General features: G+C 65.3%; 22 protein-coding genes. 6 read left to right on the forward strand and 16 right to left on the reverse strand.

All coding sequences use genetic code 11. The features are described 5' to 3' along the window. Window positions 1–5: 5 nt before the first annotated feature. The 10 genes from PY310_RS09435 to PY310_RS09480 form a co-directional block, all read right to left on the reverse strand. Window positions 6–1,022 (reverse strand): sugar phosphate isomerase/epimerase family protein, encoded by a 1,017-nt coding sequence (locus PY310_RS09435; RefSeq protein ID WP_275214115.1) that lies wholly within the window; start codon window positions 1,020–1,022, stop codon window positions 6–8. 1 nt (window position 1,023) lies between these two features. Further along, complete coding sequence (locus tag PY310_RS09440) at window positions 1,024–2,220, reverse strand: Gfo/Idh/MocA family protein (RefSeq protein ID WP_275214116.1); 1,197 nt, start codon at window positions 2,218–2,220, stop codon at window positions 1,024–1,026. Window positions 2,221–2,230: 10 nt separating this feature from the next. After that, window positions 2,231–3,352, reverse strand: coding sequence for a Gfo/Idh/MocA family protein (locus PY310_RS09445; RefSeq protein WP_275214117.1), 1,122 nt, complete (start codon window positions 3,350–3,352; stop codon window positions 2,231–2,233). Further along, window positions 3,349–4,098: a sugar phosphate isomerase/epimerase family protein gene (locus tag PY310_RS09450; RefSeq protein ID WP_275214118.1), complete on the reverse strand. Its 750-nt coding sequence runs from the start codon at window positions 4,096–4,098 to the stop codon at window positions 3,349–3,351. Before PY310_RS09450 ends, PY310_RS09445 begins: the two co-directional genes overlap by 4 nt. Before the next feature lie 43 nt (window positions 4,099–4,141). Next, entirely contained in the window at window positions 4,142–5,035 is an 894-nt protein-coding gene (locus PY310_RS09455) for a carbohydrate ABC transporter permease (RefSeq protein WP_275214119.1), read from the reverse strand. Continuing rightward, complete coding sequence (locus PY310_RS09460; RefSeq protein WP_275214120.1) at window positions 5,035–5,991, reverse strand: carbohydrate ABC transporter permease; 957 nt, start codon at window positions 5,989–5,991, stop codon at window positions 5,035–5,037. Before PY310_RS09460 ends, PY310_RS09455 begins: the two co-directional genes overlap by 1 nt. A gap of 11 nt (window positions 5,992–6,002) precedes the next feature. Beyond that, the gene (locus PY310_RS09465; RefSeq protein ID WP_275214121.1) at window positions 6,003–7,328 is read right to left on the reverse strand and encodes an ABC transporter substrate-binding protein; all 1,326 of its coding nucleotides are present in this window, start codon (window positions 7,326–7,328) and stop codon (window positions 6,003–6,005) included. A 100-nt stretch (window positions 7,329–7,428) separates the two neighbouring features. Further along, the gene (locus PY310_RS09470; RefSeq protein WP_275214122.1) at window positions 7,429–8,238 is read right to left on the reverse strand and encodes a hypothetical protein; all 810 of its coding nucleotides are present in this window, start codon (window positions 8,236–8,238) and stop codon (window positions 7,429–7,431) included. Next, window positions 8,235–8,594: a hypothetical protein gene (locus PY310_RS09475; protein ID WP_275214123.1), complete on the reverse strand. Its 360-nt coding sequence runs from the start codon at window positions 8,592–8,594 to the stop codon at window positions 8,235–8,237. Before PY310_RS09475 ends, PY310_RS09470 begins: the two co-directional genes overlap by 4 nt. Further along, window positions 8,560–9,351 (reverse strand): Gfo/Idh/MocA family protein, encoded by a 792-nt coding sequence (locus PY310_RS09480; RefSeq protein WP_275214124.1) that lies wholly within the window; start codon window positions 9,349–9,351, stop codon window positions 8,560–8,562. Before PY310_RS09480 ends, PY310_RS09475 begins: the two co-directional genes overlap by 35 nt. A 171-nt stretch (window positions 9,352–9,522) precedes the next feature. Here PY310_RS09480 and PY310_RS09485 point away from each other — a divergent pair, with 171 nt between their 5' ends. Beyond that, entirely contained in the window at window positions 9,523–10,752 is a 1,230-nt protein-coding gene (locus PY310_RS09485; RefSeq protein WP_275214125.1) for an ROK family transcriptional regulator, read from the forward strand. 1 nt (window position 10,753) lies between these two features. On the opposite strand, the gene PY310_RS09490 is transcribed toward PY310_RS09485, so the two are convergent. After that, on the reverse strand, window positions 10,754–11,713 hold the full coding sequence (locus PY310_RS09490; protein ID WP_275214126.1) for a D-2-hydroxyacid dehydrogenase family protein: 960 nt from the start codon (window positions 11,711–11,713) through the stop codon (window positions 10,754–10,756). Between the two features lie 160 nt (window positions 11,714–11,873). Between PY310_RS09490 and PY310_RS09495 the strand changes: the two genes are divergently transcribed. Then, window positions 11,874–13,070, forward strand: coding sequence for an MFS transporter (locus PY310_RS09495; protein WP_275214127.1), 1,197 nt, complete (start codon window positions 11,874–11,876; stop codon window positions 13,068–13,070). Between the two features lie 320 nt (window positions 13,071–13,390). Here the strand turns inward: PY310_RS09495 and aceB are convergent, their stop codons facing one another. Further along, window positions 13,391–15,043, reverse strand: coding sequence for a malate synthase A (aceB, locus tag PY310_RS09500; RefSeq protein WP_275214128.1), 1,653 nt, complete (start codon window positions 15,041–15,043; stop codon window positions 13,391–13,393). 94 nt (window positions 15,044–15,137) lie between these two features. Beyond that, window positions 15,138–16,481: an isocitrate lyase gene (gene aceA / locus PY310_RS09505; protein WP_275214129.1), complete on the reverse strand. Its 1,344-nt coding sequence runs from the start codon at window positions 16,479–16,481 to the stop codon at window positions 15,138–15,140. A gap of 149 nt (window positions 16,482–16,630) precedes the next feature. Here aceA and PY310_RS09510 point away from each other — a divergent pair, with 149 nt between their 5' ends. Next, window positions 16,631–18,145, forward strand: coding sequence for an XRE family transcriptional regulator (locus PY310_RS09510; RefSeq protein ID WP_275214130.1), 1,515 nt, complete (start codon window positions 16,631–16,633; stop codon window positions 18,143–18,145). A 127-nt stretch (window positions 18,146–18,272) separates the two neighbouring features. Here PY310_RS09510 and PY310_RS09515 read toward each other — a convergent pair whose 3' ends face one another. The 3 genes from PY310_RS09515 to PY310_RS09525 are packed head-to-tail and all read right to left on the reverse strand — an operon-like array spanning window position 18,273 to window position 21,392. Continuing rightward, window positions 18,273–19,286 (reverse strand): TAXI family TRAP transporter solute-binding subunit, encoded by a 1,014-nt coding sequence (locus tag PY310_RS09515; RefSeq protein ID WP_275214131.1) that lies wholly within the window; start codon window positions 19,284–19,286, stop codon window positions 18,273–18,275. Next, window positions 19,279–20,727 (reverse strand): sensor histidine kinase, encoded by a 1,449-nt coding sequence (locus PY310_RS09520; protein WP_275214132.1) that lies wholly within the window; start codon window positions 20,725–20,727, stop codon window positions 19,279–19,281. The genes PY310_RS09515 and PY310_RS09520 overlap by 8 nt, the downstream gene beginning before the upstream one ends. After that, window positions 20,724–21,392: a response regulator transcription factor gene (locus PY310_RS09525; protein WP_275214133.1), complete on the reverse strand. Its 669-nt coding sequence runs from the start codon at window positions 21,390–21,392 to the stop codon at window positions 20,724–20,726. Before PY310_RS09525 ends, PY310_RS09520 begins: the two co-directional genes overlap by 4 nt. A 260-nt stretch (window positions 21,393–21,652) precedes the next feature. On the opposite strand from PY310_RS09525, the gene PY310_RS09530 reads away from it, so the two are divergent. The 3 genes from PY310_RS09530 (at window position 21,653) to PY310_RS09540 (ending at window position 24,797) form a co-directional block, all read left to right on the forward strand. After that, window positions 21,653–23,047, forward strand: a complete 1,395-nt coding sequence (locus tag PY310_RS09530) for an MFS transporter (protein ID WP_275214134.1) — start codon at window positions 21,653–21,655, stop codon at window positions 23,045–23,047. A 251-nt stretch (window positions 23,048–23,298) separates the two neighbouring features. Next, entirely contained in the window at window positions 23,299–23,703 is a 405-nt protein-coding gene (locus PY310_RS09535; RefSeq protein ID WP_275214135.1) for a hypothetical protein, read from the forward strand. A gap of 20 nt (window positions 23,704–23,723) precedes the next feature. Continuing rightward, window positions 23,724–24,797 (forward strand): DDE-type integrase/transposase/recombinase, encoded by a 1,074-nt coding sequence (locus tag PY310_RS09540; protein WP_275214136.1) that lies wholly within the window; start codon window positions 23,724–23,726, stop codon window positions 24,795–24,797. Window positions 24,798–24,812: the final 15 nt, after the last annotated feature.

Raw genomic sequence — 24,812 nt, forward strand, 5'->3', positions numbered from 1 at the left:
GCGGTTCACGTGGCGGGGGCCTGGTCCTTGGAGCTGAAGGCGGCGTCGAAGGACGTGTTCGACGCCGGGAAGTCGAACTTCTTCAGCGCGGCAAGAGCTTCGGGCGCCCCGTGGAGACGGTCCATGCCTGCGTCCTCCCATTCGATGGAGATCGGCCCGTCATAGCCGATCGCCGCGAGAGCCCGGAACGAGGATTCCCAGGGGACGTCCCCGCGGCCCGCGGACACGAAGTCCCAGCCGCGGCGCGGGTCGCCCCAGGCCAGGTGGGAGCCCAGCACGGTGTTGCGTCCGGTCTGCCGGAGCTTGGTGTCCTTGCAGTCCACGTGGTAGATCCGGTCCTTGAAGTCCCAGATGAACGAGACGGGATCCATGCCCTGCCACATCATGTGGGAGGGGTCCCAGTTCAGGCCGAACGCTTCGCGGTGGCCGATCGCTTCGAGGGTGCGGACGGTGGTCCAGTAGTCGTAGGCGATTTCGGAGGGGTGGACCTCGTGGGCGAACTTCACGCCGCACTCGTCAAAGACGTCCAGGATGGGGTTCCAGCGGTCGGCGAAGTCCTGGTAGCCGGCGTCGATGACTTTTTCCGGGACGGGCGGGAACATGGCCACGTACTGCCAGATCGAGGAACCGGTGAAGCCGACCACGGTGTCCACGCCGAGGGCTTTGGCGAGCCGCGCGGTGTGTTTCATTTCCTCGGCGGCGCGCTGGCGGACGCCTTCGGGATCGCCGTCGCCCCAGACCTTGGACCCCACGATTGCCTCGTGGCGGAAGTCAATGGGGTCATCGCACACGGCCTGGCCCTTGAGGTGGTTGGAGATGGCCCAGACCTTCAGGTTGTACTTCTCCAGGACGGCGAGTTTGGACTCGACGTAGCCGGGCTCGTCCCAGCGCCAGGCGTCCAGATGGTCACCGGAGACGGCGATTTCAAGGCCGTCGTAGCCCCAGCCGGACGCCAGTTTGGCCACTTCCTCAAAGGGGAGGTCGGCCCACTGGCCGGTGAACAGGGTGTACGGGCGGGGCATGTCAGGCTCCTTCGGTGGCGGGGACGGCTGCGGTGGTGAGTTGGATGATGGAGGATTTGGCGTTGGCGGACTCTTCGATCGCGGCCAGTACCCGCTGCACGGCCAGGCCCTCTTCGAACGACGGCGACGGCGCGGCGCCGCCGTGGATGGCGGTGAGGAAGTCCCGGATCTCGTGGGTGAAGGTGTGTTCCCATCCGATCACGTGGCCCTGCGGCCACCAGGCGTCCATGTAGGGATGTTCCGGTTCATTCACCAGGATCCGCCGGAAACCCTGTTCCCGGATGGGAACAGTGGCATCCAGGAAGCCGAGTTCGTTGATGGTTTCCAGATCGAACAGGAGGGAACCTTTGTCCCCGTAAATTTCCAGCTTCAGGGAGTTCTTCTGCCCGGTGGCCATCCGGGATACCTCCACGGAGGCGATGGTCCCGGTGTCCAGGGTCAGCGTGGCCCAGGCGGCGTCGTCGACCGTTACCTCCTCGGGGCCCTCCGCCCCGGGGCGGCTGGAAACGAAGGTGTGCAGCCGGCCCGAAACTTCGGTGACGGAGCCGCCGAGGAGGAACATGACCTGGTCGATCGCATGGGAAGCGATGTCGCCCAGCGCGCCGGAACCGGCGGTTTCCTTGTTCAGCCGCCATGTCATGGGGGAGTCGGCGTCCACCAGCCAGTCCTGCAGGTAGGCGGCGCGGACGTGCCGCACCGTACCCAGCCGCCCTTCAGCAATGAATTCCCGGGCCAGGGCCAGGGCCGGGACGCGCCGGTAGTTGAAGCCGATCATGGACTGGACGCCGCGTTCCCGGGCGGACCGGGCGGCATCGGCCATCGCTTCAGCCTCGGCCAGCGTGTTGGCCAGGGGCTTCTCCACGAGGACGTGTTTGCCGGCCTCGAGCGCCGCGATGGCGATCTCGGCGTGCATCCAGCCCGGTGCGCAGATGTCCACGATGTGGATGTCGTCCCGTTCCAGGACTGAGCGCCAGTCCGTCGCGGATTCAGTCCAGCCGTATTTCGAGGCTGCCGCCGCTACCTGCCCGGCGTCCCGGCCCACGAGCACTTTTTGCTCGAAGGCCGGGACGTCGAAGAAGGCTGCGACGTTCCGCCAGGCGTTGGAGTGGGCCTTGCCCATAAAGGCGTATCCGATCATCGCCACGCCTAAGGGCGGACCGTCCCGGGTGGTGCCATTCTTGCTGTCAGGGGAGTTCATGGCGTGGATCCTAGAGAGTGGCTGCTGTGGGGTTCCAGTCCTCGGGGAGGGCCGGGGACGTCGGGGCGGAGCTTTCGACGTCGATGAAGGTGCCCGACTCCACGGACTCCGAAATCGAGACCATGGTGTCCAGCACGTGGTAGGCGAGGTTGCCGGTCGCCCGGTGCGGCACGCCGGCCCGGAGGGCGCGTGCCATGTCCAGGACACCCATGCCGCGGCCGTTCGCCGGGCCGGTGGCCGGGACGGTGGTCCAGTCCTCGTCGCCGGCGCGCCAGAGCTTGATGTCGCCGGTGAAGTAGTTGGGGTCAGGCAGGGAGATGGTGGCCTCGGTACCGGTGATTTCCACGAACCCCATGCGGGTGCGGGGGGACTCGAAGGAGAACACGCTGTGCGAGGAGGCGCCGGATTCGAACTGCGCCATCGCGGAAACATGGGTGGGGACCTCGACGGTGAACTTTTCGCCGGCCTTGGGTCCGGAACCGATCACGCGCACGTCCTTGGCCTTGGAACCGACAGCCGCCACCTTGCGGATGGAGCCGAAGGTCTGCACCAGGGCGGTGAGGTAATACGGGCCCATGTCGAAGAGCGGGCCGGCGCCGTGCTGGAAGAGGAAGGCGGGGTTGGGGTGCCAGGACTCCGGCCCCGGTGTCTGGAACGTGGTCATGGCCGTCAGGGGCGTGCCGATGTCCCCGCGCTGGATCAGGCGCAGCGCTGTCTGGATTCCGGCGCCAAGGAAGGTGTCCGGGGCGGTGCCGAGCCGGATGCCGGCAGCGTCGGCGGCCTTGAGCAACCCGAGGCCGGATTCGCGGTCCAGGGAGAACGGCTTCTCCGTCCAGACGTGCTTGCCGGCGTTGACGGCGGCCGTGGCCACCTCCACGTGCGCCGCCGGGATGGTCAGGTTGACGATGATTTCGACGTCGGGGTGGTTCAGTGCCAGCTCCGGCGGCCCCCACTCGGGGATGCCGTACTCCTTGGCGCGGGCGGCTGCTGCGTCTTCGAAAATGTCCGCGATGACGTGGACTTTCAGGTCGGGGAAGACCGTGAGGTTGTCCAGGTACTGCTTGCTGATGTTTCCGGCGCCGATGACGGCGACGCCCACCGGGCCTTTGCCGGCTGCTGCTTCGCGGCTCATGCGTTTGCCCCTTCGGCGGTGTTGGCGTTCAGGTAGGCGAGGCTCTCGGCGATGCCTTCGAAGATGTCGCCGGCGTAGTCGTCAAACTCCACCACGCCCACTTCAAGGGACTTGGCGGCAGCGATGACATCCAGGACTGCAACCTTCCCCTGGCCTGCAGGCAGCTGCGCCTTCGTATCCGTATTCAGCGGGCCGTCCTTGATGTGGATGAACTTCACCTTGTCGCCCAGCCGGTCCAGGACCTCCACGGGATCCTGGCCGCCCACCGCAACCCAGTAGGTATCCACTTCGAGCACCACTGCGGGATCCAGCAGATCCGCGAAGTATTCAAGCGCCGTCCGGCCCTCGATGCTGGACTCCAGCTCCCAGGCGTGGTTGTGGTAGCCAACGCGGATCCCGTGTTCGGCACCCTTCTTTGCGGCTTCGTTGAGCTTCGCCGCCGTGGCCTGGATGTCTTCGGCCTTCTGCCAGTGCTCGGCCGGCAGGTACGGGTCGATGACGGTGCTGATGCCCAGGGCCTTGGCTGCGGCGAAGATTTCGTCCTGGTCCTGGCTCACGAGCGGTGCATGGCCGGAGGGCGCGGTGAGGCCGTTTTCCTTCAGTGCCTTACCGAGTTCCTCCGCCGTGGCCACAAAGTTGTAGGGCTCAACCTGGGTGAAACCGATCTCCGCGACCTTGCGGATGGTGCCGGGCAGGTCGTCCTGGATTGCGTTGCGGAGGGTGTACAGCTGCAGGGAGTATGACATTTTGTAATCCTTTTGCGGAGTGTTCAGGAAACGGTTTGAGGGGCTAGCGGCCGGCGAGGGATCCGCCGATGCCGCCCACGCTGAAATACTTGTTCAGCGTGGCGAAGACGATGATGGGCGGGAGCATCATGACCACGGCGAGGGCCATGACCGAGGTCCAGTCGGTGGCGTTCTGCTGGAAGAAGGACTGCACGCCCATGGGAAGGGTGAAGATTTCGTTCGAGCGCAGGAACACGATGGCCACCAGGTAGTCGTTCCACGCCAGCAGGAAGGCGAAAATGGCCGTGGAGAGGATGCCGGGAAGCGAGTTGCGCAGGACTACCTTCGTGAAGGATCCAAACACGGAACAGCCGTCAATCCAGGAGGCCTCCTCGAGGCTGATGGGGATCGAGTCGAAGTAGGCCGCCATCATCCACGTGGCCACCGTCATGGTGGACCCTACATAAATGATGGTGATCCCCAGCAGGTTATCCACCAGTCCCATGCCGGCGAAGAGGATGAACAGCGGCACCACCGAGGTGATGATGGGCAGGGACTGCATCACAAAAAGCAGCAGCGAGTAGCCGGACACCGCCTTGCTGCGGCCGCGGGAGAGAACGTAACCGGCGGGGGCGGCCACAGCCACGGCAACCACCACCGTGGACAAGGTGGTAATCAGGCTGTTCTGAAGCCAGGTGGCGGCGAGGGTGCCCGAGAAGACGTTGGCGAGGTTCTCAAAGGTCAGGCCGGTTGCGGTGCTGTTAGGCCCGGGCGTGAACGCGAGAACCACCGTGACCATGATGGGCACCAGCACGATCGCGGTGATGACCAGGATGGCAGTGAACCGCCACCAGCGGCCGCGATCGCCCGCGTCGGAGAGTACACGGCGTTTCTGGCCGGAGTCAGCGACTCCCAGAGCCGGGCCGGATTGGGGATGGGCGTGGACTGCAGCGCTCATTATTCAACACTCGACTTTCGGATCTGGCGGTACAGGACGACGGAGATGACCACCAGGGTCATGGTCATGAGGAACGCGATGGCGACGCCGGGGCCGGTGGCGAAGTCCTGGAAAACCGTGCGGTAGGCGAGGACCACCAGGGAGGTGGTGGCGCTGACCGGTCCGCCGCCGGTGAGCAGGTAGATGGTGGGGAAGTCGTTGACGCAGAAGATGGTCATCAGGATCCAGGAGATGTACGTGGACCGGGCGATCAGGGGAAGCGTGATCTGGGTGAACTGCTGCCAGCGCGTGGCACCGTCCATGCTCGCCGCCTCATAAACGGTGGTGTCCACGGAGGCAAGCGCCGCCGAGATCATCATCATCATGAACGGGAAACTGACCCAGACCTTGAAGACCATGACTGTGATGGCCGCGAGATTGGGATCAGCCAGAAAGAGGGGAGTACCCAGCCCCAGGTTGCGGAACAGCGACGGAACCAGGCTGTCGGGGGTGGCCACCAGCCAGTTCCATGCCGTGGAGGACACCACAATGGGAACCACCCAGGGCAGCAGGAGCAGGACCTTGAAGGTGCCGCCGGCAGGAATCCTGGTGCGGAGCAGCAGCGCGAGCCCCAACCCCACAAGCCAGGATCCAAAGACACCCACAATGGTGAACATCAGGGTGAACTGCGCGGCCTTCCAGAACGCCGGCGAAGACAGGACCCTGGCGAAGTTGTCCCCGCCGATGAAGTTTCCGGTCTGGAGCAGGTCGCCGTCATGGGTGGCCTGGATGGCCGCGTAGATCAGGGGATAGCCGTGGATCAGGACGAGCAGGACCACGGAAGGGAGCAGGAGCCAGAAGAATGTCCTGGTGGTTTGGGCGGACAGTTTGCTCTTGCGATTGACGGTGCCGCCCCCGCCGGGAGCAATTCCCTTGCGGGCCCGGCTCAATCCCGCCGGCGCTGTGGAGGTAGTCATGGTGTGGCGCTCTACTTTTTCAGGACCGATTCGAGAGCGGACTGGAAGGTCTGCAGCGCGGTCTTGGCATCAGACTTACCAGTAATGATCGTCTGGCTGAACTGGTTCAGGGCCTGGCCGCCGTCCAGGGCCGCGAGGTTGGCATTGAGCGTGTTGCCCTGGGACGCGAACGTCTTGGCGATGGGCTGCCAGTCCTTGACGATCTTGACGTTGTTGGGGTCGGAGGCAAACTCGGGGAGCTCGGTGATGGACTTGAACACCGGCAGGGCGGACATCAGCTTCTGGCGCCACAGTTCCTTGATCTGGCCCAGGTAGTACACCAGGAATTCCTCGGATGCCGCCTGGGAGGGGGTGTTGTTGTACATCATAATGTTGTTGGGGAAGACGATGGTTGCCTTGTCCCCGTGCGGGCCCTTGATGGGGTCCGCCACGAGCAGGTCGCCGGAGGTATCGCCCACCCGCTGCGGAACATTGACCTGGAAGAGGCCATAGCCGGCCTTGCCGTCCTTCCACTGGGCGGACATGTTGTCCGTGGTGTAGCTGACGGCGGCAGGGTCCACAATGCCGTTGGAGACGAGCTCCAGGACGAACTCCATGGCTTCGACGTTGCGGTCGTTCATCAGGTCAAGCTGGCCGTCCTTGGTGAAGACGCCGCCGCCGTTGTTGACCATCATCATGATCATGGAGTGGTTGGCGTAGTTGTTTCCTGACCCGGCACCGGTGGTGAAACCAAAGGCCCCCACCTTTTTGAGTGCCTTGCCGGCTTCGAGGAGGGACGGCCAGTCGGTGGGAAGTGCCACGTTGGCCTTCTCGAACAGTGACTTGCGGTACCAGAACACCCGCATGTCCAGCTGCCACGGGACGGCTACGTAGCCCTTGTCGGTCTTGAACGGGTCCAGTACACCGGGCAGGAAGTCATCGAACTTGCCATCGCTCTTCAGCTTGTCGATGACCTTGTCGGCGTACGCGATCTGGCCCTGCTGTTCGAACTGGAAGGCCTGGAAGCCGCCGCCGGTGGACACTGCCGGGCCGGTCTTTGACGCGATGGCCGAGGAGAACGTCTGGTAGAAGTTATTCCACTGGATGATCTGGTAGCTCGCCTTGCTGTTGGCTCCGGAGAAGCCCTCAGCAATCTTCTTGGCGGCGTCGTTGTAGGCCGGGGTGGCCCACGGCATATCCCAGAACTTGATGGTCCCGCCCGCACCGCCACTGCCGCCCTGTGATGCGGAACCGCCGCCGCAGGCAGCCAAAAGGGGAACGGACGCCGCTGCTGCGGTGAGGCCCAGGAATCCCCTCCGGGAGAGGGGGGAGGATGCGATGGAGGACTTGTTAAACACGATGGTTTCCTTTCAGGGCCCGGAGCGGACTGAATGCCCGGGCCCCTCTCGACAGTGAGCGGATGTTGACTTGCGGTACTGGAACTGCGGGTAGTGCGGCTTAGCGGTTGAGTTGGCTGAGAAGGGACAGGACAGTGGCGAGCTGGGCGAGGTCGTCAGGGGCCGTCCCTGCAGTGAGGTGCGCATGGACCCTCGACCAGGTGCTCCGGTGGGACGATTCGTAAAGTGTGGGAAGCGTCGTCGACCCTTCCGCGGTGACGGCGCGGACTTCAGCCGGCCACGCGGCTGCCGGGTCCGGCAGGACAAGATCCGCACGGCCGGCGGCCGTCAGGATGGTGAGGCTGGCGGTGGCGGGGAGGACTGACGTGAGGATGCCCTGCAGAGCCACGGGGATCCCGTCGCCGAGGACGGCGGCCACGGTGTAGCCGTTCCTGTTGTATTGGACCATCCGCACGTTGCGGACCTCGATCCCGCACTGCACCAGCACGGCGAACTGGTCCGCGAGCAGATGGAGCGGCTCGGTGCCGGGAGCGGCCATCGCCACAGAGTCCACCAGGACCGCGTTACCAAGGGCCCCGTTAATGACGCCGCGCACCGTAGTGTTCGCGGCGTCCAGTGCCACGTTCCCGGCCCACCGGCGGTCCAGCACCACAACGGCTTCGGCAGCGCTCGCCGCGGCGCTGAGCGCGGCGGGATCCTCGGCTGCGGGGCAGGACACCACAACCCCCTTGGCTCCGCCGCGGATCGCGTCCATGGCCCGGACCGTCCAACCGGCATGGCCGGCAACAGCGACGACGTCGGGTGACTCCGCCGCCGGAGCGAACGAGACCGGAAGGGAAGCGACGACGGCGGACACGGTACCCGCTGCGTCAGCCCCGGGATCCGCCGACACAGATAGTTGGGTACTCATGCGTTGACCTCCTGCTCGTCATTGAGCGGTTCGGAATCATTAGTGCCTGTTTCGATGCGGTCTGTCCCGATCCGGGCTGCGGCAGCTTCGGCGATGGCCAGCGCAAACTCGAGGTCGTGGATCACGGTGTCGGCGGACGGCGGCGTGCCTTTCCCCGCCGCAAGTTCGGCGAGTTTGCGCCACTCTCCCTCATAGCCGTTGTGGCCGAAGGGGCCCAGGACGGTGGCCTTCCCGGACGTCCTGATCCGGGCTGTTGCGGAGCCGGCGTGGACATAGGAAGGAGTGAAATCGATCTTCAGGGCGGCATCGTCCCCGATTGCCTCAAATTCCCAGGAAGGTTCCCACGTCCCGTTCATCGCCGCACGAAGCTCGATGCCCACGTTCCCGGCCCGCAGTGAGATGACGTAGCCAAACGGGCGGACAACTTCGGCATGCAGGACCTCGACGTCGGCGAATGCGGGAGTGAAGCGCCGCACCAGGGGCCAGGTCATGGATGGCCAGGCCCATCACTCCGCCGGTAAGCATGGCCTTTATGACCTCCGGGTCATTGAAGTCGCGGGCCGGCACGGGCGCCCGGCCCACAATCTCGGTGGCAAAGTCTTCGAAGCGGGGGTTGGGCGGCAGGACAATGGTGGACCGGACGGTGTGGACCTGCTCGGGCAGGTCGCCCCAGGCCTGCTCTGCGGCGAGCCAGCCCGGATCAAAGGTGTGCATGGCGCCGACGATGATGGGCACGCCCGTCTCGGCCGAAACGGCGGAAATGCTGGCGGCTTCCTCACCGCTCATGGCGAAGGGCTTTTCACACAGGACGGCCTTCTTGCCGGCCCGGCAGGCGGCGATCACCTGTGCCGCATGGAATTGATGCGGGCTGCAGATGGCCACCACGTCCACTGCGGGGTCCGCGAGGAGCTGGTCCATGCTGGTGCTGAAGTTCGCGCCCACCCTGCCGGCGACCGCTTCGGCTACACCGGCGTCCACGTCCATGATGTGCCGGACTTCCAGGAGGTGGCCCAACCGTGCGAGGGACGGCAGGTGGATCGCCTGGGTGACAGGGCCCGCGCCGAGGATTCCGACGCCGATCACTGCCGGTGATCCCGCTGCTTGGCTCGACAAGTCATCTACCTCGTTGTATTAGCTGGAACGTGTGGCGTGGGTGCCTTTGAAGTGACACCGCTCACAATCAAGGTAGAAGGACTTTTGCCGGGCGTCAAGCAAAAGTTGAAATGTAGCCGTCATTCTTTCGTGGGTGTGACAGGCGTAAGTGCTTCGTGCTATCACTGATTCATGAATCCCACGCCTGGAGTATCCGGCACAGAAGCCGGAGCAGATGCCGTCCCCGAGGGTGCAGGGAGTCTTTCCCGGGCGGGTGATCTTTTCCAGCTGCTCCGTGACGGCAAGGCACGCACGCGCGCCGAACTGGCACTGACCACGGGCCTGGCCCGGTCCACGGTGGCGTCACGCATTGACGCGCTGATCTCTTCCGGCCTGGTGGGCCCGGCCGGCGAGGCGAGCTCCAGCGGGGGCAGGCCGCCGTCGCGCTTTGCCTTCAACCCTGCCGCGCGCTCAGTGCTGGCGGTGGATGTTGGCGCGACGCACGTGATCGTCGCCGTCACGGACCTGGGCGGGAACGTCCTTTCCGAACGGCGGCTGGCGCAGGATGTCGCTGCCGGTCCGGAGACTGTCCTGGATACCGTGGCCGCAGAGGGACTGGCGGTCCTGGCCGAGGCCGGACGGACCCTGAAGGACCTGGCCGGCGTGGGAATCGGGTTGCCGGGCCCTGTTGAACATGCCACGGGCCGCCCCGTGAAGCCGCCCATCATGCCCGGCTGGGACGGTTTTGACGTTGTCCGCTACGTCCAGCGATCCCTTCCCGTCCCGGTCCTGGTGGACAACGATGTGAACATCATGGCGCTCGGTGAGCGTACAGCGCATTGGCCGGAGCACGAGAACTTCCTTTTTATCAAGGTGGCCACCGGCATCGGCGCCGGAATCATCAGCAGCGGTGAACTGCAGCGCGGCGCCAACGGAACAGCGGGCGACCTGGGCCACGTCCGGGTGCCCCGCGGCGATGACGTGCTGTGCCGGTGCGGGAACTACGGCTGCCTCGAGGCCCTTGCATCAGGGCCGGCCGTGGCTGCGGAACTGGAACGCCACGGTGTGCCCGCGCGCAAGGGCAGCGACGTCCTGAAGCTGGTCAGCGATGGCAACCTCCAGGCCATCCAGGCTCTGCGCCAGGCGGGGCGGGACCTGGGAGATGTGCTGGCGATGGCGGTGAATCTGCTTAATCCCTCCGTGATCGTGATCGGCGGAAGCCTGGGTCAGGCCGGGGAGCACCTGATGGCGGGCGTGCGCGAAGTGGTGTACCGGCGCTCCCTGCCGCTGGCCACCACCCATCTGCGTATTGCGCTGTCCGTGGCCGGGGACAAGGCGGCCATCCTGGGGGCAAGCCGGATGGTGACGCAGCACGTCCTGTCGCCTGCGGTTATCGAAGCCACGCTTCAGGCCACGGGCTGAGCTAGGGCAGGATCACCCGCACCGGTGATCCTGCCAGCCAGGCTTTGACGTCCTCAAACGCGCCGCCGTAGAACTGCCGGTAGCTCTCCTGCGTGACGTAGCCCAGGTGCGGGGACAGTACCGTGTTGGGGGTGCTGAGGAGCGGGTGGGCCGGCGGGATGGGTTCAGTATCGAACACATCCAAGGCTGCTCCCCGGATCCAGCCGTCATTGAGTGCGCGCACCAGGGCGTCCTGCTCAACCAGCGGGCCGCGGGAGGTGTTCACCAGGAGGCCTTCGGGGCCGAGGAGCTTCAACTCGCGTTCCCCCACGATCCCCTCGGAACGGGGAGAGAGCCGCAAATGGAGGGTGACGACGTCGGAATTCCTGAAAAGGTCCTCCTTGCTTACCTTCCGGGCTCCGACGTCGGCGGCGGTCTCCTCGGTCAGGTTTTCGCTCCACGCCAGCACGTCCATGCCGAATGCCTGCCCGAACGCAGCGACCCGGCGCCCGATGTTGCCCAAGCCCACAACACCCAGGGTCTTGCCGGACAGTTCCATCCCCACAGAGGTTTGCCAGGTGCCGGCCCGCAGCGAGCGTTCCTCCGCGGGCAGGTTCCGGGCCAGCGCCAGCAGCAACGCCCATGTCAGCTCGGGGGCCGCCGTGGGGGAGCCGGGGGTGCCGCAGACGGTGATGCCGAGGTCCTCTGCCGCGGCAACGTCGATGGCGGCGTTGGCCATGCCGGTGGTCACCAGGAGTTTGAGCCCGGGCAGCCGCTCCAGCACCGCACGCGGAAAAGGGGTCCGCTCCCGCATGGCCACAACTATCTGGAAATCCGCCAGGGCCGCGGCAACCGCATCCTCTGATTGGAACGGCTCCCGGAAGACAGAGGTGGTGACACCGGACTTTTGCAGGGCGGACCAGTCCGCGAAACCGTGGGCCACGTCCTGGTAGTCGTCAAGGATGGCAAGCCGTTGCTGCATGTGAGGTTCCTTCGTCCGGGAGGCGGGCTGCGCGGGTTTGTGTCCAGATGATGCCGGTTCCCGTCATTCTAGGACGCCTTGTCCGGGCAAAGGCTCCCCGCCGGTGAGTCGTGATAGCAATGGGGGTGATGAAATCATTTTTATACCCTGGCGCCATCCTGTGAGCGGACAGTTGTTGGCCAAGGTTCCCAAGGCATGGATCCTGCTCGCGTGCATCGGGTTGCTCGCGCTGAACTTGCGCGGACCGTTTGTGGCCGTCCCGCCGGTGGTGGGCGTGATCCAGGCGGAACTGGGGTTCTCACCGGTGGTCCTGGGGCTGCTGACGAGCATCCCGGTCCTGTGCTTCGCCGTGGCAGCCTCGCTGGCTTCCCTGACCGCCCGGAAATTCGGTGCGGAGTTCGCCGTCACCCTGACCATCCTCGGCGTGCTGGCCGGCGTGATTGTGCGTTCGGCTGGCGGCGCGGCGCTGGTGATTGCGGGAACGGTGGTCATCGGCCTGGCGATTACGGTCGGCAATATCGCCGTGCCGCTGATAGTCCGCCGGGACTTTTCGCCGAAGCGGCAGGGCACGGCCATGGGCGTCTACACGGCGGCGTTGAACATCGGTTCGTTCCTGACGTCCATGGTGACGGCTCCGCTGGCCGAGTTGGCGGGCTGGCGGGTGGCCCTGGCGTCCGTGGGCATCCTGGCCGTGGTGGCCATAGTTTTCTGGACCCTGGCGGTGGGGCCGCGCGCGGCCTTTGTTCCCTCGGACGCCGCCGTGAACGGCGGCGAAGTGCACCCGGCAGTCAAAGGATCCGGCTGGATCACCGCCGGTTTGACCGCCGGCTTCACCGGTCAGGCGTTCTCCTACTACGCTGTGACTGCCTGGCTGCCGAGCTACCTTAACGACGAACTGGGCATGTCCGCTTCCGCGGCCGGGGCCGGGTCCTCGTTGTTCCAGATCTTTGCCATCGTGGGCGGCCTCGGTGTTCCGTTCGCCGCCAAATACTTCAGTACGACGACGGTCTCGGTCGCCCTGGGACTCATGTGGATCGCCGTGCCTGCCGGGCTGATGCTGGCCCCGGACCTGTGGTGGCTATGGTCCACTTCCGGCGGCGTTGCGCAGGGCGGCGGCATCACCCTGATCTTCATTGCGATCATCAAACTCGCCAAGGACCAGGCCTCCGCGGGCCGCATGTCCGCCACGGTCCAGGGCCTCGGATACTGCTTTGCTGCCGTGGCACCGCCGCTGGTGGGCTTCGTCCACAACTCCACAGGATCCTGGACCCCGGCCCTGCTCCTGGTCCTGGCATCCACCCTGATGTTCTTCGTCGGCACCACGTCCTCCGTACGGTTGGTGCCGAAGGGCCGCTGACCCGGCCGCGCCCCGCCGTCGTACTCCGACTGCCCTTCCCCGCGCCCCTCCCGAACCCCTCACCGTTCCCACACCCCCGGGACGCTCTCTCACTTAATGTGGCTTAACCACGGATGCTCTCTCACTTTCTTCAAGATAGTGAGAGAGCATCCGTCGTTTTCCTGCATTAAGTGAGAGAGCGTCCGGGCGAAGCGCCGGGGTACGCTGGCGCCGCGCTGGACCTGCTGCGGGGTGTTCCGTCGCCGGGCCGGCTCCCCGGATCTCGGGGATGCCTGTTGCGAAGGGCGTGCCTGCCCGGCGGACGGAAATCTGGGCGGCTGCTAGGCTGCAGCCATTTCGGCCTCGGTGGCCCGTTCCCGTGCTTCGGTGAGGTACCGGGCGTAGGCGGGGAGGGTCAGGAAGGACGGGAAGTCCTGGCTGAGGGTCACTTCTTCGAAGATGTCGCGGGCGTCTTCGAAGCGGTCGCCGTCGAAGCGTTCCAGCCGTGCGAACTCTTCGTCCAGCAGTTCCTCGATCCAGTGGTGGGTGATGATTTCGCCGTGGTCGGTGATGGCGGAAGCGAACATCCACTGCCAGAGCTGGGAGCGGGAGATTTCGGCGGTGGCGGCGTCTTCCATGAGGTTGTGGATGGCGACGGCGCCGTTTCCGCGCAGCCAGGATTCGATGTAGCGGATCCCCACCTCGATGTTGTTCCGGATGCCCTGTTCGGTGATGGTGCCTTCGGTGGCGGCCACGTTGATCAGGGCGCGGTCATCGGGAGTGACGTCCTCGCGGGTGCGGTCCAGCTGGTTGGGACGGTCGCCGAGGATGGAATCGAACACTTCACGGCAGACCGGCACCAGGTCCGGGTGGGCGACCCATGAGCCGTCGAAGCCGTCGTTGGCCTCGCGGGTCTTGTCTGCACGGACTTTTTCGAAGGCATTGGTGTTGGCGGCTTCGTCCTTGCGGTTGGGGACAGCTGCTGCCATGCCGCCGATGGCCATGGCCCCGCGCTTGTGGCAGGCCCGGACCAACTGTTCGGTGTAGGCGCGCATGAACGGCTGGGTCATGGTCACCTGGGCGCGGTCCGGCAGGACGAACCGGGGGCCGCGGGTGCGGAAGTTCTTGATCAGGGAGAAGATGTAGTCCCAGCGGCCGGCGTTCAGGCCCGCGGCGTGATCGCGCAGTTCGTAGAGGATCTCCTCCATTTCGAACGCTGCGGTGATGGTCTCGATCAGCACGGTGGCACGGATGGTGCCCTGCGGGATGCCGAGGAGGTCCTGGGCGAGGATGAAGATGTCATTCCAGAGCCGGGCTTCGAGGTGGTTCTCGATCTTGGGCAGGTAGAAGTACGGGCCCTTGCCCTGGGCCAGGAGGCGGCGGGCGTTGTGGAAGAAGTACAGGCCGAAGTCCACGATGCCGCCGGCGATCGGGGCGCCGTCGATGATCATGTGCTTCTCGGGCAGGTGCCAGCCGCGGGGGCGGACCACGATGGTGGGCAGTTCACCGGCGGGGCGGAGCTTGTATTCCTTGCCCTCGGGACTGGTGAAGTCGATCCGGCGTTCCAAGGCGTCCGTGAGGTTCAGCTGGCCCTTGATGACGTTGCGCCAGGTGGGGGTGGAGGAGTCTTCCATGTCCGCGAGCCAGACCTTCGCGCCCGAGTTCAGCGCGTTGATGGTCATCTTCTGGTCCACCGGGCCGGTGATCTCCACGCGGCGGTCCTCCAGGCCCGGGGCCGGGGGAGCGACGCGCCATGACGGATCGTTGCGGATGTCCTCGGTCTCCCGCAGGAACCGGGGATCCTGACCGGCGGCGATCTCGGCCCGGCGGGTACGGCGTGCCTGCAGCAGTTCCTGCCGGCGCTCCGCGGTGGCCCGGTGCAGCTTTGCGACAAACTCCAAAGCATCCGGAGTAAGAACCTCGTTCTGCCGGCAAATCGGCTGCGCGGTGAGGGTGATTCCGTTGATGGTGAAGCTGTCTGTGAAGGTGTTCATTTCAGGTCTCCTGTGCAGGGGCCCATCTGGGTAGCAGTAAGTGTCGTTTTGAGCCTCCAAAACGACACTTACTGCTACTTACTTGGGGAAATTTTTAGTGGAACTGGCCTTCTTCGGTGGATCCCACCAGAGCCAGGGTGGATGCGTTCGGGTTGAGCGCGGTAGCGATGTCGTCGAAGTAGCCGGTGCCGACTTCGCGCTGGTGCTTGGTCGCGGTGTAGCCGCGGGATTCGGAGGCGAATTCCTTTTCCTGAAGTTCGACGTAGGCGCTCATGCCTTCACGGGCGTAGCCGTGGGCGAGGTCGAACATCGAGTAGTTCAGGGCGTGGAAGCCGGCCAGGGTGATGAACTGGAACGTGAAGCCCATGGCGCCGAGTTCACGCTGGAATTTCGCGATGGTGGCGTCGTCCAGGTGCTTGCGCCAGTTGAACGACGGCGAGCAGTTGTAGGAGAGCATCTGGTCCGGGAACTCGGCCTTGACGGCTTCGGCGAACTTCCTGGCGAGCTCGAGGTCCGGGGTGCCCGTTTCCATCCAGATGAGGTCCGAATACGGTGCGTAGGCCTTGGCGCGGGCAATGCAGGGTTCGATGCCGTTGCGGACCTTGTAGAAGCCTTCCGGAGTGCGAACCGGCTGTCCGTCTTCGCGGAGGACGAATTCCTGGTCGCGGGGATCGACGTCGGAGGTGATCAGGGTGGCTGCCTCGGCATCGGTGCGGGCGATGACCACCGTCGGAGTGCCGGCGACGTCGGCTGCCAGCCGGGCGGCGTTCAGGGTGCGGACGTGCTGCTGGGTGGGGATGAGCACCTTGCCACCGAGGTGGCCGCACTTCTTTTCGGAGGCGAGCTGGTCTTCCCAGTGAACACCGGCGGCGCCGGCCTGGATCATGGATTTCATGAGTTCGTAGGCGTTCAGCGGGCCACCGAAACCGGCCTCGGCGTCGGCGACGATCGGGACCATCCAGTCATCGACGGTCTGGACGCCTTCGGAGAACTCGATCTGGTCGGCGCGGAGCAGCGCGTTGTTGATGCGGCGGACCACGGTGGGGACGGAGTTGGCCGGGTACAGGGACTGGTCCGGGTAGGTGTGGCCCGAGTTGTTGGCGTCCGCCGCAACCTGCCAGCCGGAAAGGTAGATGGCACGGAGGCCGGCCTTGACCTGCTGCACGGCCTGGTTACCGGTGAGGGCGCCAAGGGCGTTGGTGTACTTGCCGGTCTTGTGCTCTTCGGTGAGCTGCTTCCAGAGCTTCTCCGCACCGCGGCGGGCGAGGGTGTGTTCTTCGGAAACACGGCCGCGGAGTTTGACGACGTCGGCCGCCTTGTAGTCGCGGGTCACGCCTTCCCAGCGGGGGTTGGCCGTCCACTCGAGCTCCAGGGCGGCGGTCTGCGATTCTGCGTCCTGGCCGGACGGCTGCTGGGTGGGCTCAAATGCTGCAGTCATCGTTGATCTCCTTGGTTGAGCTCCGGATGGTGGCCGGCCGGGCTGCGTCGTTGCAGTTCCGGCCGGCTGTCCCGGTGCGGTGTTTCTTTCCGTGATCACTACTTTTCCGCACTTCCAAACACTTCAATAGGGGAAAAGGGTGGAAAGAAATGCACTTCTTCGCGTATTCTCAAGAAATGTCGCCTGGAAGCTGGAATCGTGAAGTGGCCTCGCCGTCCTTGTCCGCCGCCGGTCCTGAGCTGGATGTCATCAGCCTGGGCCGCCGCGTCCGGCACCTGCGCAAACAGGCAGGTTATACGCTTGATGACCTCAGCGCCGCCGTCGGTACTGCGCCGAGCCAGCTGAGCCTGATCGAAAACGGCAAGCGGGAGCCGAAGCTGAGCCTGCTCCAAGGGTTGGCCGCAGCCCTGAACGTCACCATCGACCAGCTCCTCGGAGCCGAACCGCCGAACCGTCGCGCGGCCCTGGAAATCGAGCTCGAACGCTACCAGCGCGGGCCGCTTTACGAGTCGCTGAACCTGCCCAAGATCCGCATCAGCTCGCGGCTCCCGCTTGATGTGCTGGAGGCCCAGGTGGGGCTGCTGCACGAGCTTGAACGCAAGCTCAACGAGCAGGTGGCGACGCCGGAGGAAGCCCGCCGCGCGAACGGTGAGCTGCGTGCCATGATGCGGGAGCGGGGGAACTATTTTCCGGAGTACGAGGCCGAGGCGCAGAAGGTGCTCGCCGCCGTCGGGTACACCGCGGGGCCGCTGAGCCAGCACGTGATTGCCGATATCGCGGAGAACCTCGGCTTCACCCTCCATCATGTGGGTGACCTGCCCCATTCAACCCGGTCAGTGACGGATTTGAAGAACCGCAGAATTTACCTGACGCAGAGCCAGCGGCAGGATCATGACCCCCGCTCGGTGCTGCTGCAGGCCCTGGGGCACTACGTCCTGGGGCATGAAACCCCGAAAAGCTACGGCGACTTTTTGGCCCAGCGAGTGGCCACCAACTATTTCGCTGCCGCGCTGTTGCTGCCCGAGCAGGCCACGGTGGACTTCCTGCAGAAAGCAAAGACGGCCAAGGAGATCGCCGTGGAGGACATCCGGGACGCGTTCGCGGTGTCCTACGAAACCGCTGCACACCGCTTCACCAACCTGGCCACGCAGCACCTGGGCATCACCACGCACTTCCAGAAAACGCACCAGAGCGGCATCATCTATAAGGCCTACGAGAACGACGGCGTGACGTTCCCCATGGACCATACCGGCGCCATTGAGGGCCAACCGTCGTGCAAGTCGTGGACCTCCCGGGCGGTTTTTGATGTGCCGGACAAGTTCAGCGCCTACAGCCAGTACACGGACACGCCGTCCGGGACGTTCTGGTGCACGGCACGGACGGAGCGGTCGGCCAACGGCGAGTTCTCGTTGTCGATCGGGGTGCCGTACCAGCACGTGAAGTGGTTCCGCGGCAGGGAAACCACCGCCCGTGAAAAGTCCACCTGCCCGGACCCCAGCTGCTGCAAGCGGCCGCCGGCGTCGCTGGCCTCTGAGTGGGCCGGCAACGCCTGGCCCTCGGCCCGCGCCCACTCGCACCTGCTGGCCGCGATGCCGCCCGGCGCCTTCCCCGGCGTGGACGAGACCGAGGTGTACAGCTTCCTGCAGGCCCACTCAGGCACCTGACCCCCCCCGGACACCCCCCGGGACGCTCTCTCACTTAATGCGGGTTTTTCCCGGATTCTCTCTCACTTTCTTGAGGAAAGTGAGAGAGGATCCGGGATTTTTCCGCATTAAGTGAGAGAGCGTTTCATCAGCCGTGGAGCTCCCGGTACGCCGCGGCCGCCGCGGGGTGGAGCGGCAGCCCCGGGGTGTTGATCAGCGATTCGGGGCTGAGGAACTGGACGCCCAGGCTGGACCGCGGAACGAGTTCCTCAGCGTGGCCCACCAGGATTTCCACTGTCTTCCGCACCGTCCCGGCGTCCGCATCGCTCCGGCACAGCAGGAGATTGGCCACCCCCACCGTCCAGACCGCCGGAATGCCCGGGTAAGCGCCTTCCGGGATCAGGACACGATCGTAGAACAGGCCGTATTTGGCCCGCAGCGCCGGAAGGAGCGCGGCCAGGTCCAGCAGCCTCAGGCCCGTGGCGCTGTGAGCAGCCGCGATGGCAGCAGTGGGCACGCCGCCGGACCAAAACAGCGCTTCAACCGAGCCCTTTTGCAGCGCCGCAAGTCCCTCGTTGAGCCCCAGATTCAGGACCGTGACGGTACCCCCGGCGGCGGGTCCCGGTCCGGGCGCAGAGCTCAACCCGGCCGCCTCAATCAGCCGGGGCGTGGTCAGGGACGTCCCGGAACCGGGTTCCCCGACGGCCACGGTCCGGCCGGCCAGCCCTGCAATGTCCACGATGCCGCTGTCCCGCCGCACAACGCAGTGGACATAGTTCTCATAGACCTTCCCGACGGCGGCAATCCCGACGGCGGTTGCGTCGCCCGCCGCTGCCCGCTGGGCCGCCGAGTCAGAGAGTGCGACGGCGAACGTGGCGCGGCCCGCGAGGAGGAAGTCCAGGTTATCCAGGCTGCCGCCCGTTGTCAGCGCCGTGGCCTTGCCCGCCACCCCATGGCGTTGCAGTGCCTCCGCCAGCAGCCCGGCGAACTCCAGGTAGAACCCACCCGGTTCGCCGCCGGCGACGGTCACGGCGTCCGGCCGGTCATCACGCGTGCACCCGCTAAGAGCCGGCAGGAAGAGGCCGGCCAGCCCGGCGGCGAAACCGGCATTAAGCACCGCCCGTCGCGGCAGAGCGATTGGGAACGCGAGAGGATCATTCATCCGGCTTCTCCGGCTTCTCCGGCTCCGCGGCCACAGGCGGAAACTCGAGACGCGCAACCAGACCGTGCGGAGTGGCGTCGGAGAGCATCAGGCGGCCCCCGTTGGCGGCCGCCAGCTTGTCCACGATGGTCATGCCCAGGCCGGTGCCGCGGGTGCCACGGTTCCGGGGGGAGCGCCAGAAGCGGCCAGTGGCTGCTGCCCGTTCGTCGGCGGACAGCCCGGGACCGTCGTCGGCCACTTCAATGCCCACCGCGCCCGGAAGCGGACGGATGGCCATGCGGATGTGGGCACCCGGCGCGTATTTGAGGGCATTATTGATCAGTTCAGCAACCATCTGGGCCAGTTCGGCGGCGTTGCAGACGATGTGCGCCGCCGGTTCGGGCGGGCTGTCCACGGTTATGGAGGCACCGGTGCGCCGGGCGGCCGGCCCGGCCCGTTCGGCCTCCTCCTGGAGGGCCGGGTACGGATCGATGGGTGCCTGCATCCCGCCCGAAACGCTGCGGGACTCACCGGCCGATGCGCGGAACGAGTCTTCACTCACCCTGTGTTCCGCCGCCGCCAGCTTCAGCACACCCTCCAGGAGGCCCTCCACGTGCTCTAGTTCCGCCAGGACACCGGCCGCCGCATCTTTCTGCCTGGCGGTCTGCAGTTCGAGCTGGAGCAGGTCGATCCTCAGCCGGAGGGCGCCCACGGGATTGCGCAGCTCGTGGGAGGTGTCGGCGATCAGTTGCCGCTGCGATTCCAGGCTGCTGCTGACCGTCCGGGCCATCCTGCTGAAGGACCGGCTGAGCTCCCGCAGTTCCGGCGGCCCGGCCTCCGGAAGCCGGGCGGTCCGGCCCGTGGCCTCGAGTTCCGTCACCGCGGAGTTCAACCGATGGACCGGCCGGAGCACCCAGCCGGTCACCCTGGCTGCGACCAGCAACAGCACGGCGGCGAGCGCTGCTGCTGCCAGACCCACCAGCAGCCACCGCTCCCGCAGTTTCTGCCGGGCGGGGTCCAGATTAACCTCCAGGACCACTGCGCCCAGCACCTGGCTGGCGCTGCCGAAGGGCCGTGACACCACCTCAGAGCCGGGTCCGAACGGCTGGAGCGGTGCAAGGGTGGTATCGCTGAGATTCAGGTTTGCGCGGGCCAGCGCTTCACCCGCATCGGCCCGTTCCTCGCTGAGACCGCCGGAGCGCAGCGTCCCGCCCTGGAGGCGGATCAGGACACCTTCGCCGTAGAGTTCGGAGTATCTGTCCATCTCCGTCTGGAGCCCCGCGGACCCGCCGGCCGTGGCGGCGTCGAAAGCCACTTGGGCGAACCGGTTGAGCGCCGTCACCCTCTTGATCTGGAGTTCCTGGGTCAGTTCCCGGCTGACGGACGCCAGAATGGCGGTGGAACCAAAGACGACCATAACGATGGACAGCACGCTCAGGATGGCCAGAACGCGCAGCTTCACGCGGGGTCCGCCTCAATCCGGTAGCCGACGCCACGGACGTTGATGATGAAGCCCGGCCGCTGGAGCTTGGAACGCAGCCCCGTCAGGTGGACGTCCAGGGCGCGGGAGGAGGCCACGAACGCGTCGCCCCACAAGGCGTCCAGGATCTGTTCGCGGGTCACTACCGAACCCGCGTGGCCGGCCAAAAGCGCGAGCAGGTCGAACTCGGTGGCCGTCAGCGGCAGTTCTTCCGAACCGCGGGCCGCCACCCGCCGTTCGAGGTCGATCTCCAGGTCACCCAGCACGATGTTCTTTTGCGTCGCGGCGGAGTAGCGGCCGGCGCGGCGGGTGACCGCCTCGATGCGCGCAAGGAGCTCAACGAGTTTCACCGGCTTGACGAGGTAGTCGTCCGCTCCGGACCGCAGCCCAAGCACCACGCTGCGTTCGTCGTCGCGCGCGGTAAGGATCAGGATGGGCACCGCGGTGACCTGGCGCAGTTTCCGCAACACCTCCAGGCCGTCCATGTCCGGGAGCCCAAGGTCCAGCAGGATCACGCCGAACTTCCGGTGCACCAGCAGGGCATCCGCCCCGCGGGCAACACGGGTGGGATGGTGGCCCGCGGACACCACCGCGGCGGCGAGCGCGGAAGCCATGGCGTCGTCGTCCTCGACGATCAGCAATTCCATGGCACGGTCTCTCTTCCTGATGGTGGGCACCCGAAATCTGCCCGCTTTGGAGATTACCCCCAGCCCCCGGCGAAACCTAAGGAAGTGTTAGGAAATGGCCTGCCACGTAGGTTGTGCCGTGCATCACCCATACCGTGGATAAGGCCCTCGGCGTGTGCGGGGGACCGTCAATGTCGAGGAGGAACCATGGGCAATGTTGCCATGGACAGCAGGAAATTAAGCCAGGAAGCCGCGGCGCCGCAGCTTAGGAAGGTTCAGCGATGAGCACCCAGCAAACCGAAGTCCCGAGTGAGGCAGCCCAGACCCGCCGGGCAGTGAGCAACATCCTCAAGGGCTCAGCAGGCAACCTCGTGGAGTGGTACGACCTCTACGTTTACACGGTCTTTGCCGCGTACTTCCAGTCCCACTTCTTCAACTCCAAGGATGACCTTCAGGCCGGCCTCGAGGCGATGGCCGTGTTCTCGACGTCGTTCCTCATGCGTCCCATCGGTGCCTGGTTCTTCGGCCGCTACGCCGACCGGAAGGGCCGCAAGGCGGCGCTGACCCTCAGCGTGACGCTGATGTCCGCGGGCTCCTTCGCCATCGCCATCCTGCCAACCACGCAGCAGGTTGGTGTCTGGGCACTGGTGTTGCTGGTCCTGATCCGCCTTATCCAGGGCTTCTCCGTGGGCGGCGAATACGGCACCAGCGCCACCTACATGTCCGAGGCCGCCACGTCCAAGCGCCGCGGCTTCTTCTCCAGCTTCCAGTACGTCACCCTGATCGGCGGCCAGATGCTGGCACTGCTGGTGCTGGTCATCCTCCAGAACTTCATGCCTAAGAGTGACCTCACCGAGTGGGGCTGGCGTATCCCGTTCGCCATCGGCGGCGTGGCTGCTCTGGTGGTCCTGTGGCTGCGGCGCTCGATGGAAGAGACCGTTTCCGAAGAGCAGGTCCTCGCCGCCAAGGCCCCGGTTGCGGCCGGCGAAGCGCAGCCGGGCACCATGCGCCTGCTGCTTACGAGCTACTGGAAGCCGCTGCTGATCTGCATCGGCGTCACCCTCGGCGGCACCGTGGCGTTCTACACCTACACCAACTTCATCCTGAAGTTCATGAACGATACCTCCGGCATCGCCAAGACCGACACCTCCGTGATCAATTTCTGGGCCCTGTTCATCTTCATGCTGCTCCAGCCCGTCTACGGCATCATTTCCGACAAGGTGGGACGCAAGCCGCTCCTGCTCTGGTTCGGCATCACCGGCGTGCTGTTCACCTGGCCTCTGCTGTCCACCCTGGCCGGCACCAAGGATCCGTTCACCGCGTTCCTGCTGATGATGGGCGGCCTGCTGATCGTGGGCGGCTACACCTCCATCAACGCCCTGGTGAAGGCTGAGCTGTTCCCGGCCTCGATCCGTGCGCTGGGTGTTGGCCTGGGTTACGCGATTGCCAACTCGCTGTTCGGCGGCACCGTTCCGCTGATTGGTGCGGCGTTCCAGAAGGCCGAGCGGGTGGACCTGTTCTTCACCTACGTCACCGTTGCCATTGCCATTTCGCTGGTGGTCTACATCTTCGCCCTGAAGAACAAGAAGCCCACGCACCTGGACCACGAACAGGGCCACGCCTGGAAGCGACCGGCCACGGACGGGGACAAGGACAAGGACGCCGTCAACGCCTAGCGGCTCCTGGGGTCCACAGTGCACTCCGGCGGACTTCGGCGGGGAGAGTTTCAGGTGACGGACGACGGCGGGTGCCCACCCGCCGTCGTCCGCCCACCCCACCCGGTGCCCCCGCCACCCACGGACGCTCTCGCACTTAATGTGGGTTTTCCCCTGACGCTCTCTCACTTTCTTCAGGAAAGTGAGAGAGCGTCCCTCTCCGTCAGGCTGGTTGTGAGTCATTCATTTCCTGTTGAGTGAAGGAGCCGGCGATGCCCGTTGATAACAAGGGTTTTACGCGTGAAGAGATCCGTGAGTTCATGCATGAGTACTATTTGCAGCCGCATGGGTCGAGGAAGGAGTGGCTTGCCTCGACGTCCGTTTCGGACTGGACGTTCCGCAGGTGGCGCACTCTGATGGTCCAGGGCGATATCGACCGTGGCCTGATTCCGCGGGAACATGGAGGCATGGTCCCGACGAATCGTGAGCTCTCCGCGTTTGAAAAAGCACGCGCGAGGGAAATAGCTGCCCACCGCGCCGAAGTCGAAAAACTCCAGAAGCGGGTGCAGGAGCTGGAGGACACGAATTCCGCACTGGGAAAAGCTATCGGGCTCTTGCACGAGTTGAGCGTGCCAGAGCCCGATACAACCCCGACGAGCGCTCAGAACGGTTCATAGCGGCCGAGAACTGTCTCGTCGTGGAGCTGCAGGTGGTCATCGGCTCCCAGCGGGCAGCGCTCGAGCTGGCGGGCGTGTCGCGCGGAAGCTGGCATTACCGGTTCAATCCCCGTCCGGCGGTGCAGGACCCGATCCACCAGGCCGACCGTGCCTACGAATGCCGGATCAGTACCGACCATCACGACCGGATTCTGGGGTTCATCCTGGCCGGTTGGGAGAAGGGCAACTCCGTTGACCATGCCTTCGCCACAGCCTGGGACAACGGCGTGCTGCTCGCCTCCAACCGCACGTGGTGGCGGATCGCGGCAGAGTACGAGGATCAGCAGGCCCGCCCAACCATCCCGCGCAAGCGTGGAAGCAAACGTCGTTCCTCTGAGGCGCCGGTCCTCAAGGCCACCGGACCTTCCCAGGTCTGGTCCTGGGACATCACTGATGTCTATTCCAAATGGCAGGGAAAGGTTTTCAAGGTGTACTCCGTCATGGACATCTTCTCCCGGGAGATCGTCGGCTGGCGGGTAGAGGAACGAGAGTCCGACCACCTCGCCGCGGAGATGTTCAAGACAGCCATCGCCCGACACGGCGCCCCGCTTATCGTGCACGCCGATTCAGGGCCGGCCATGAAATCAAACCTGCTCCGAGACACCCTCACCGCCCACAGCGTGGAACTCAGCCACAACCGCCCGTACGTCTCCAACGACAACCCCTTCTCGGAGTCCGGGTTTCGCACGATGAAATACCGGCCCGGCTACCCCCGGATCTTTGAGGATCTCGAAGCCGCCAGGGCCTACCTCACCGGCTATGTCCGCTGGTACAGCACCGAGCACAAACACTCCGGCATTGCACTGTTCTCACCATCGCAAGTTCACAACGGCTCGTGGAAAGAGCTCTGGGACCAGCGGGACAAAGTCCACCAGGACTACTACGAACGACACCCAGGACGGTTCCGCCAACGACCCAACACACCCGCCCCCGCCACACACGTCTGGGGTTACCCGCAAATCGTGGACAGTCGATCAGGCGGCTTGTGCCGGCTGAGGTTTATCCGTGGTGAGGAGTCGTTCGTGTTCCACGGGTGTGGTGTAGCCGATGGCTGAGTGGAGCCGGGCACG

Origin of the sequence: Pseudarthrobacter naphthalenicus, assembly GCF_029076445.1 — a bacterium.
GTDB lineage: Bacteria > Actinomycetota > Actinomycetes > Actinomycetales > Micrococcaceae > Arthrobacter > Arthrobacter naphthalenicus.

What these genes read in the sequence shown, in the direction of transcription:
- PY310_RS09435 (WP_275214115.1), bottom strand. Translation starts at nt 1,022, where the DNA reads ATGCCCCGCCCGTACACCCTGTTCACCGGCCAGTGGGCCGACCTCCCC.
- PY310_RS09440 (WP_275214116.1), bottom strand. Translation starts at nt 2,220, where the DNA reads ATGAACTCCCCTGACAGCAAGAATGGCACCACCCGGGACGGTCCGCCC.
- PY310_RS09445 (WP_275214117.1), bottom strand. Translation starts at nt 3,352, where the DNA reads ATGAGCCGCGAAGCAGCAGCCGGCAAAGGCCCGGTGGGCGTCGCCGTC.
- PY310_RS09450 (WP_275214118.1), bottom strand. Translation starts at nt 4,098, where the DNA reads ATGTCATACTCCCTGCAGCTGTACACCCTCCGCAACGCAATCCAGGAC.
- PY310_RS09455 (WP_275214119.1), bottom strand. Translation starts at nt 5,035, where the DNA reads ATGAGCGCTGCAGTCCACGCCCATCCCCAATCCGGCCCGGCTCTGGGA.
- PY310_RS09460 (WP_275214120.1), bottom strand. Translation starts at nt 5,991, where the DNA reads ATGACTACCTCCACAGCGCCGGCGGGATTGAGCCGGGCCCGCAAGGGA.
- PY310_RS09470 (WP_275214122.1), bottom strand. Translation starts at nt 8,238, where the DNA reads ATGAGTACCCAACTATCTGTGTCGGCGGATCCCGGGGCTGACGCAGCG.
- PY310_RS09475 (WP_275214123.1), bottom strand. Translation starts at nt 8,594, where the DNA reads ATGAACGGGACGTGGGAACCTTCCTGGGAATTTGAGGCAATCGGGGAC.
- PY310_RS09485 (WP_275214125.1), top strand. Translation starts at nt 9,523, where the DNA reads ATGAATCCCACGCCTGGAGTATCCGGCACAGAAGCCGGAGCAGATGCC.
- PY310_RS09490 (WP_275214126.1), bottom strand. Translation starts at nt 11,713, where the DNA reads ATGCAGCAACGGCTTGCCATCCTTGACGACTACCAGGACGTGGCCCAC.
- aceB (WP_275214128.1), bottom strand. Translation starts at nt 15,043, where the DNA reads ATGAACACCTTCACAGACAGCTTCACCATCAACGGAATCACCCTCACC.
- aceA (WP_275214129.1), bottom strand. Translation starts at nt 16,481, where the DNA reads ATGACTGCAGCATTTGAGCCCACCCAGCAGCCGTCCGGCCAGGACGCA.
- PY310_RS09510 (WP_275214130.1), top strand. Translation starts at nt 16,631, where the DNA reads ATGCACTTCTTCGCGTATTCTCAAGAAATGTCGCCTGGAAGCTGGAAT.
- PY310_RS09515 (WP_275214131.1), bottom strand. Translation starts at nt 19,286, where the DNA reads ATGAATGATCCTCTCGCGTTCCCAATCGCTCTGCCGCGACGGGCGGTG.
- PY310_RS09525 (WP_275214133.1), bottom strand. Translation starts at nt 21,392, where the DNA reads ATGGAATTGCTGATCGTCGAGGACGACGACGCCATGGCTTCCGCGCTC.
- PY310_RS09530 (WP_275214134.1), top strand. Translation starts at nt 21,653, where the DNA reads ATGAGCACCCAGCAAACCGAAGTCCCGAGTGAGGCAGCCCAGACCCGC.
- PY310_RS09535 (WP_275214135.1), top strand. Translation starts at nt 23,299, where the DNA reads ATGCCCGTTGATAACAAGGGTTTTACGCGTGAAGAGATCCGTGAGTTC.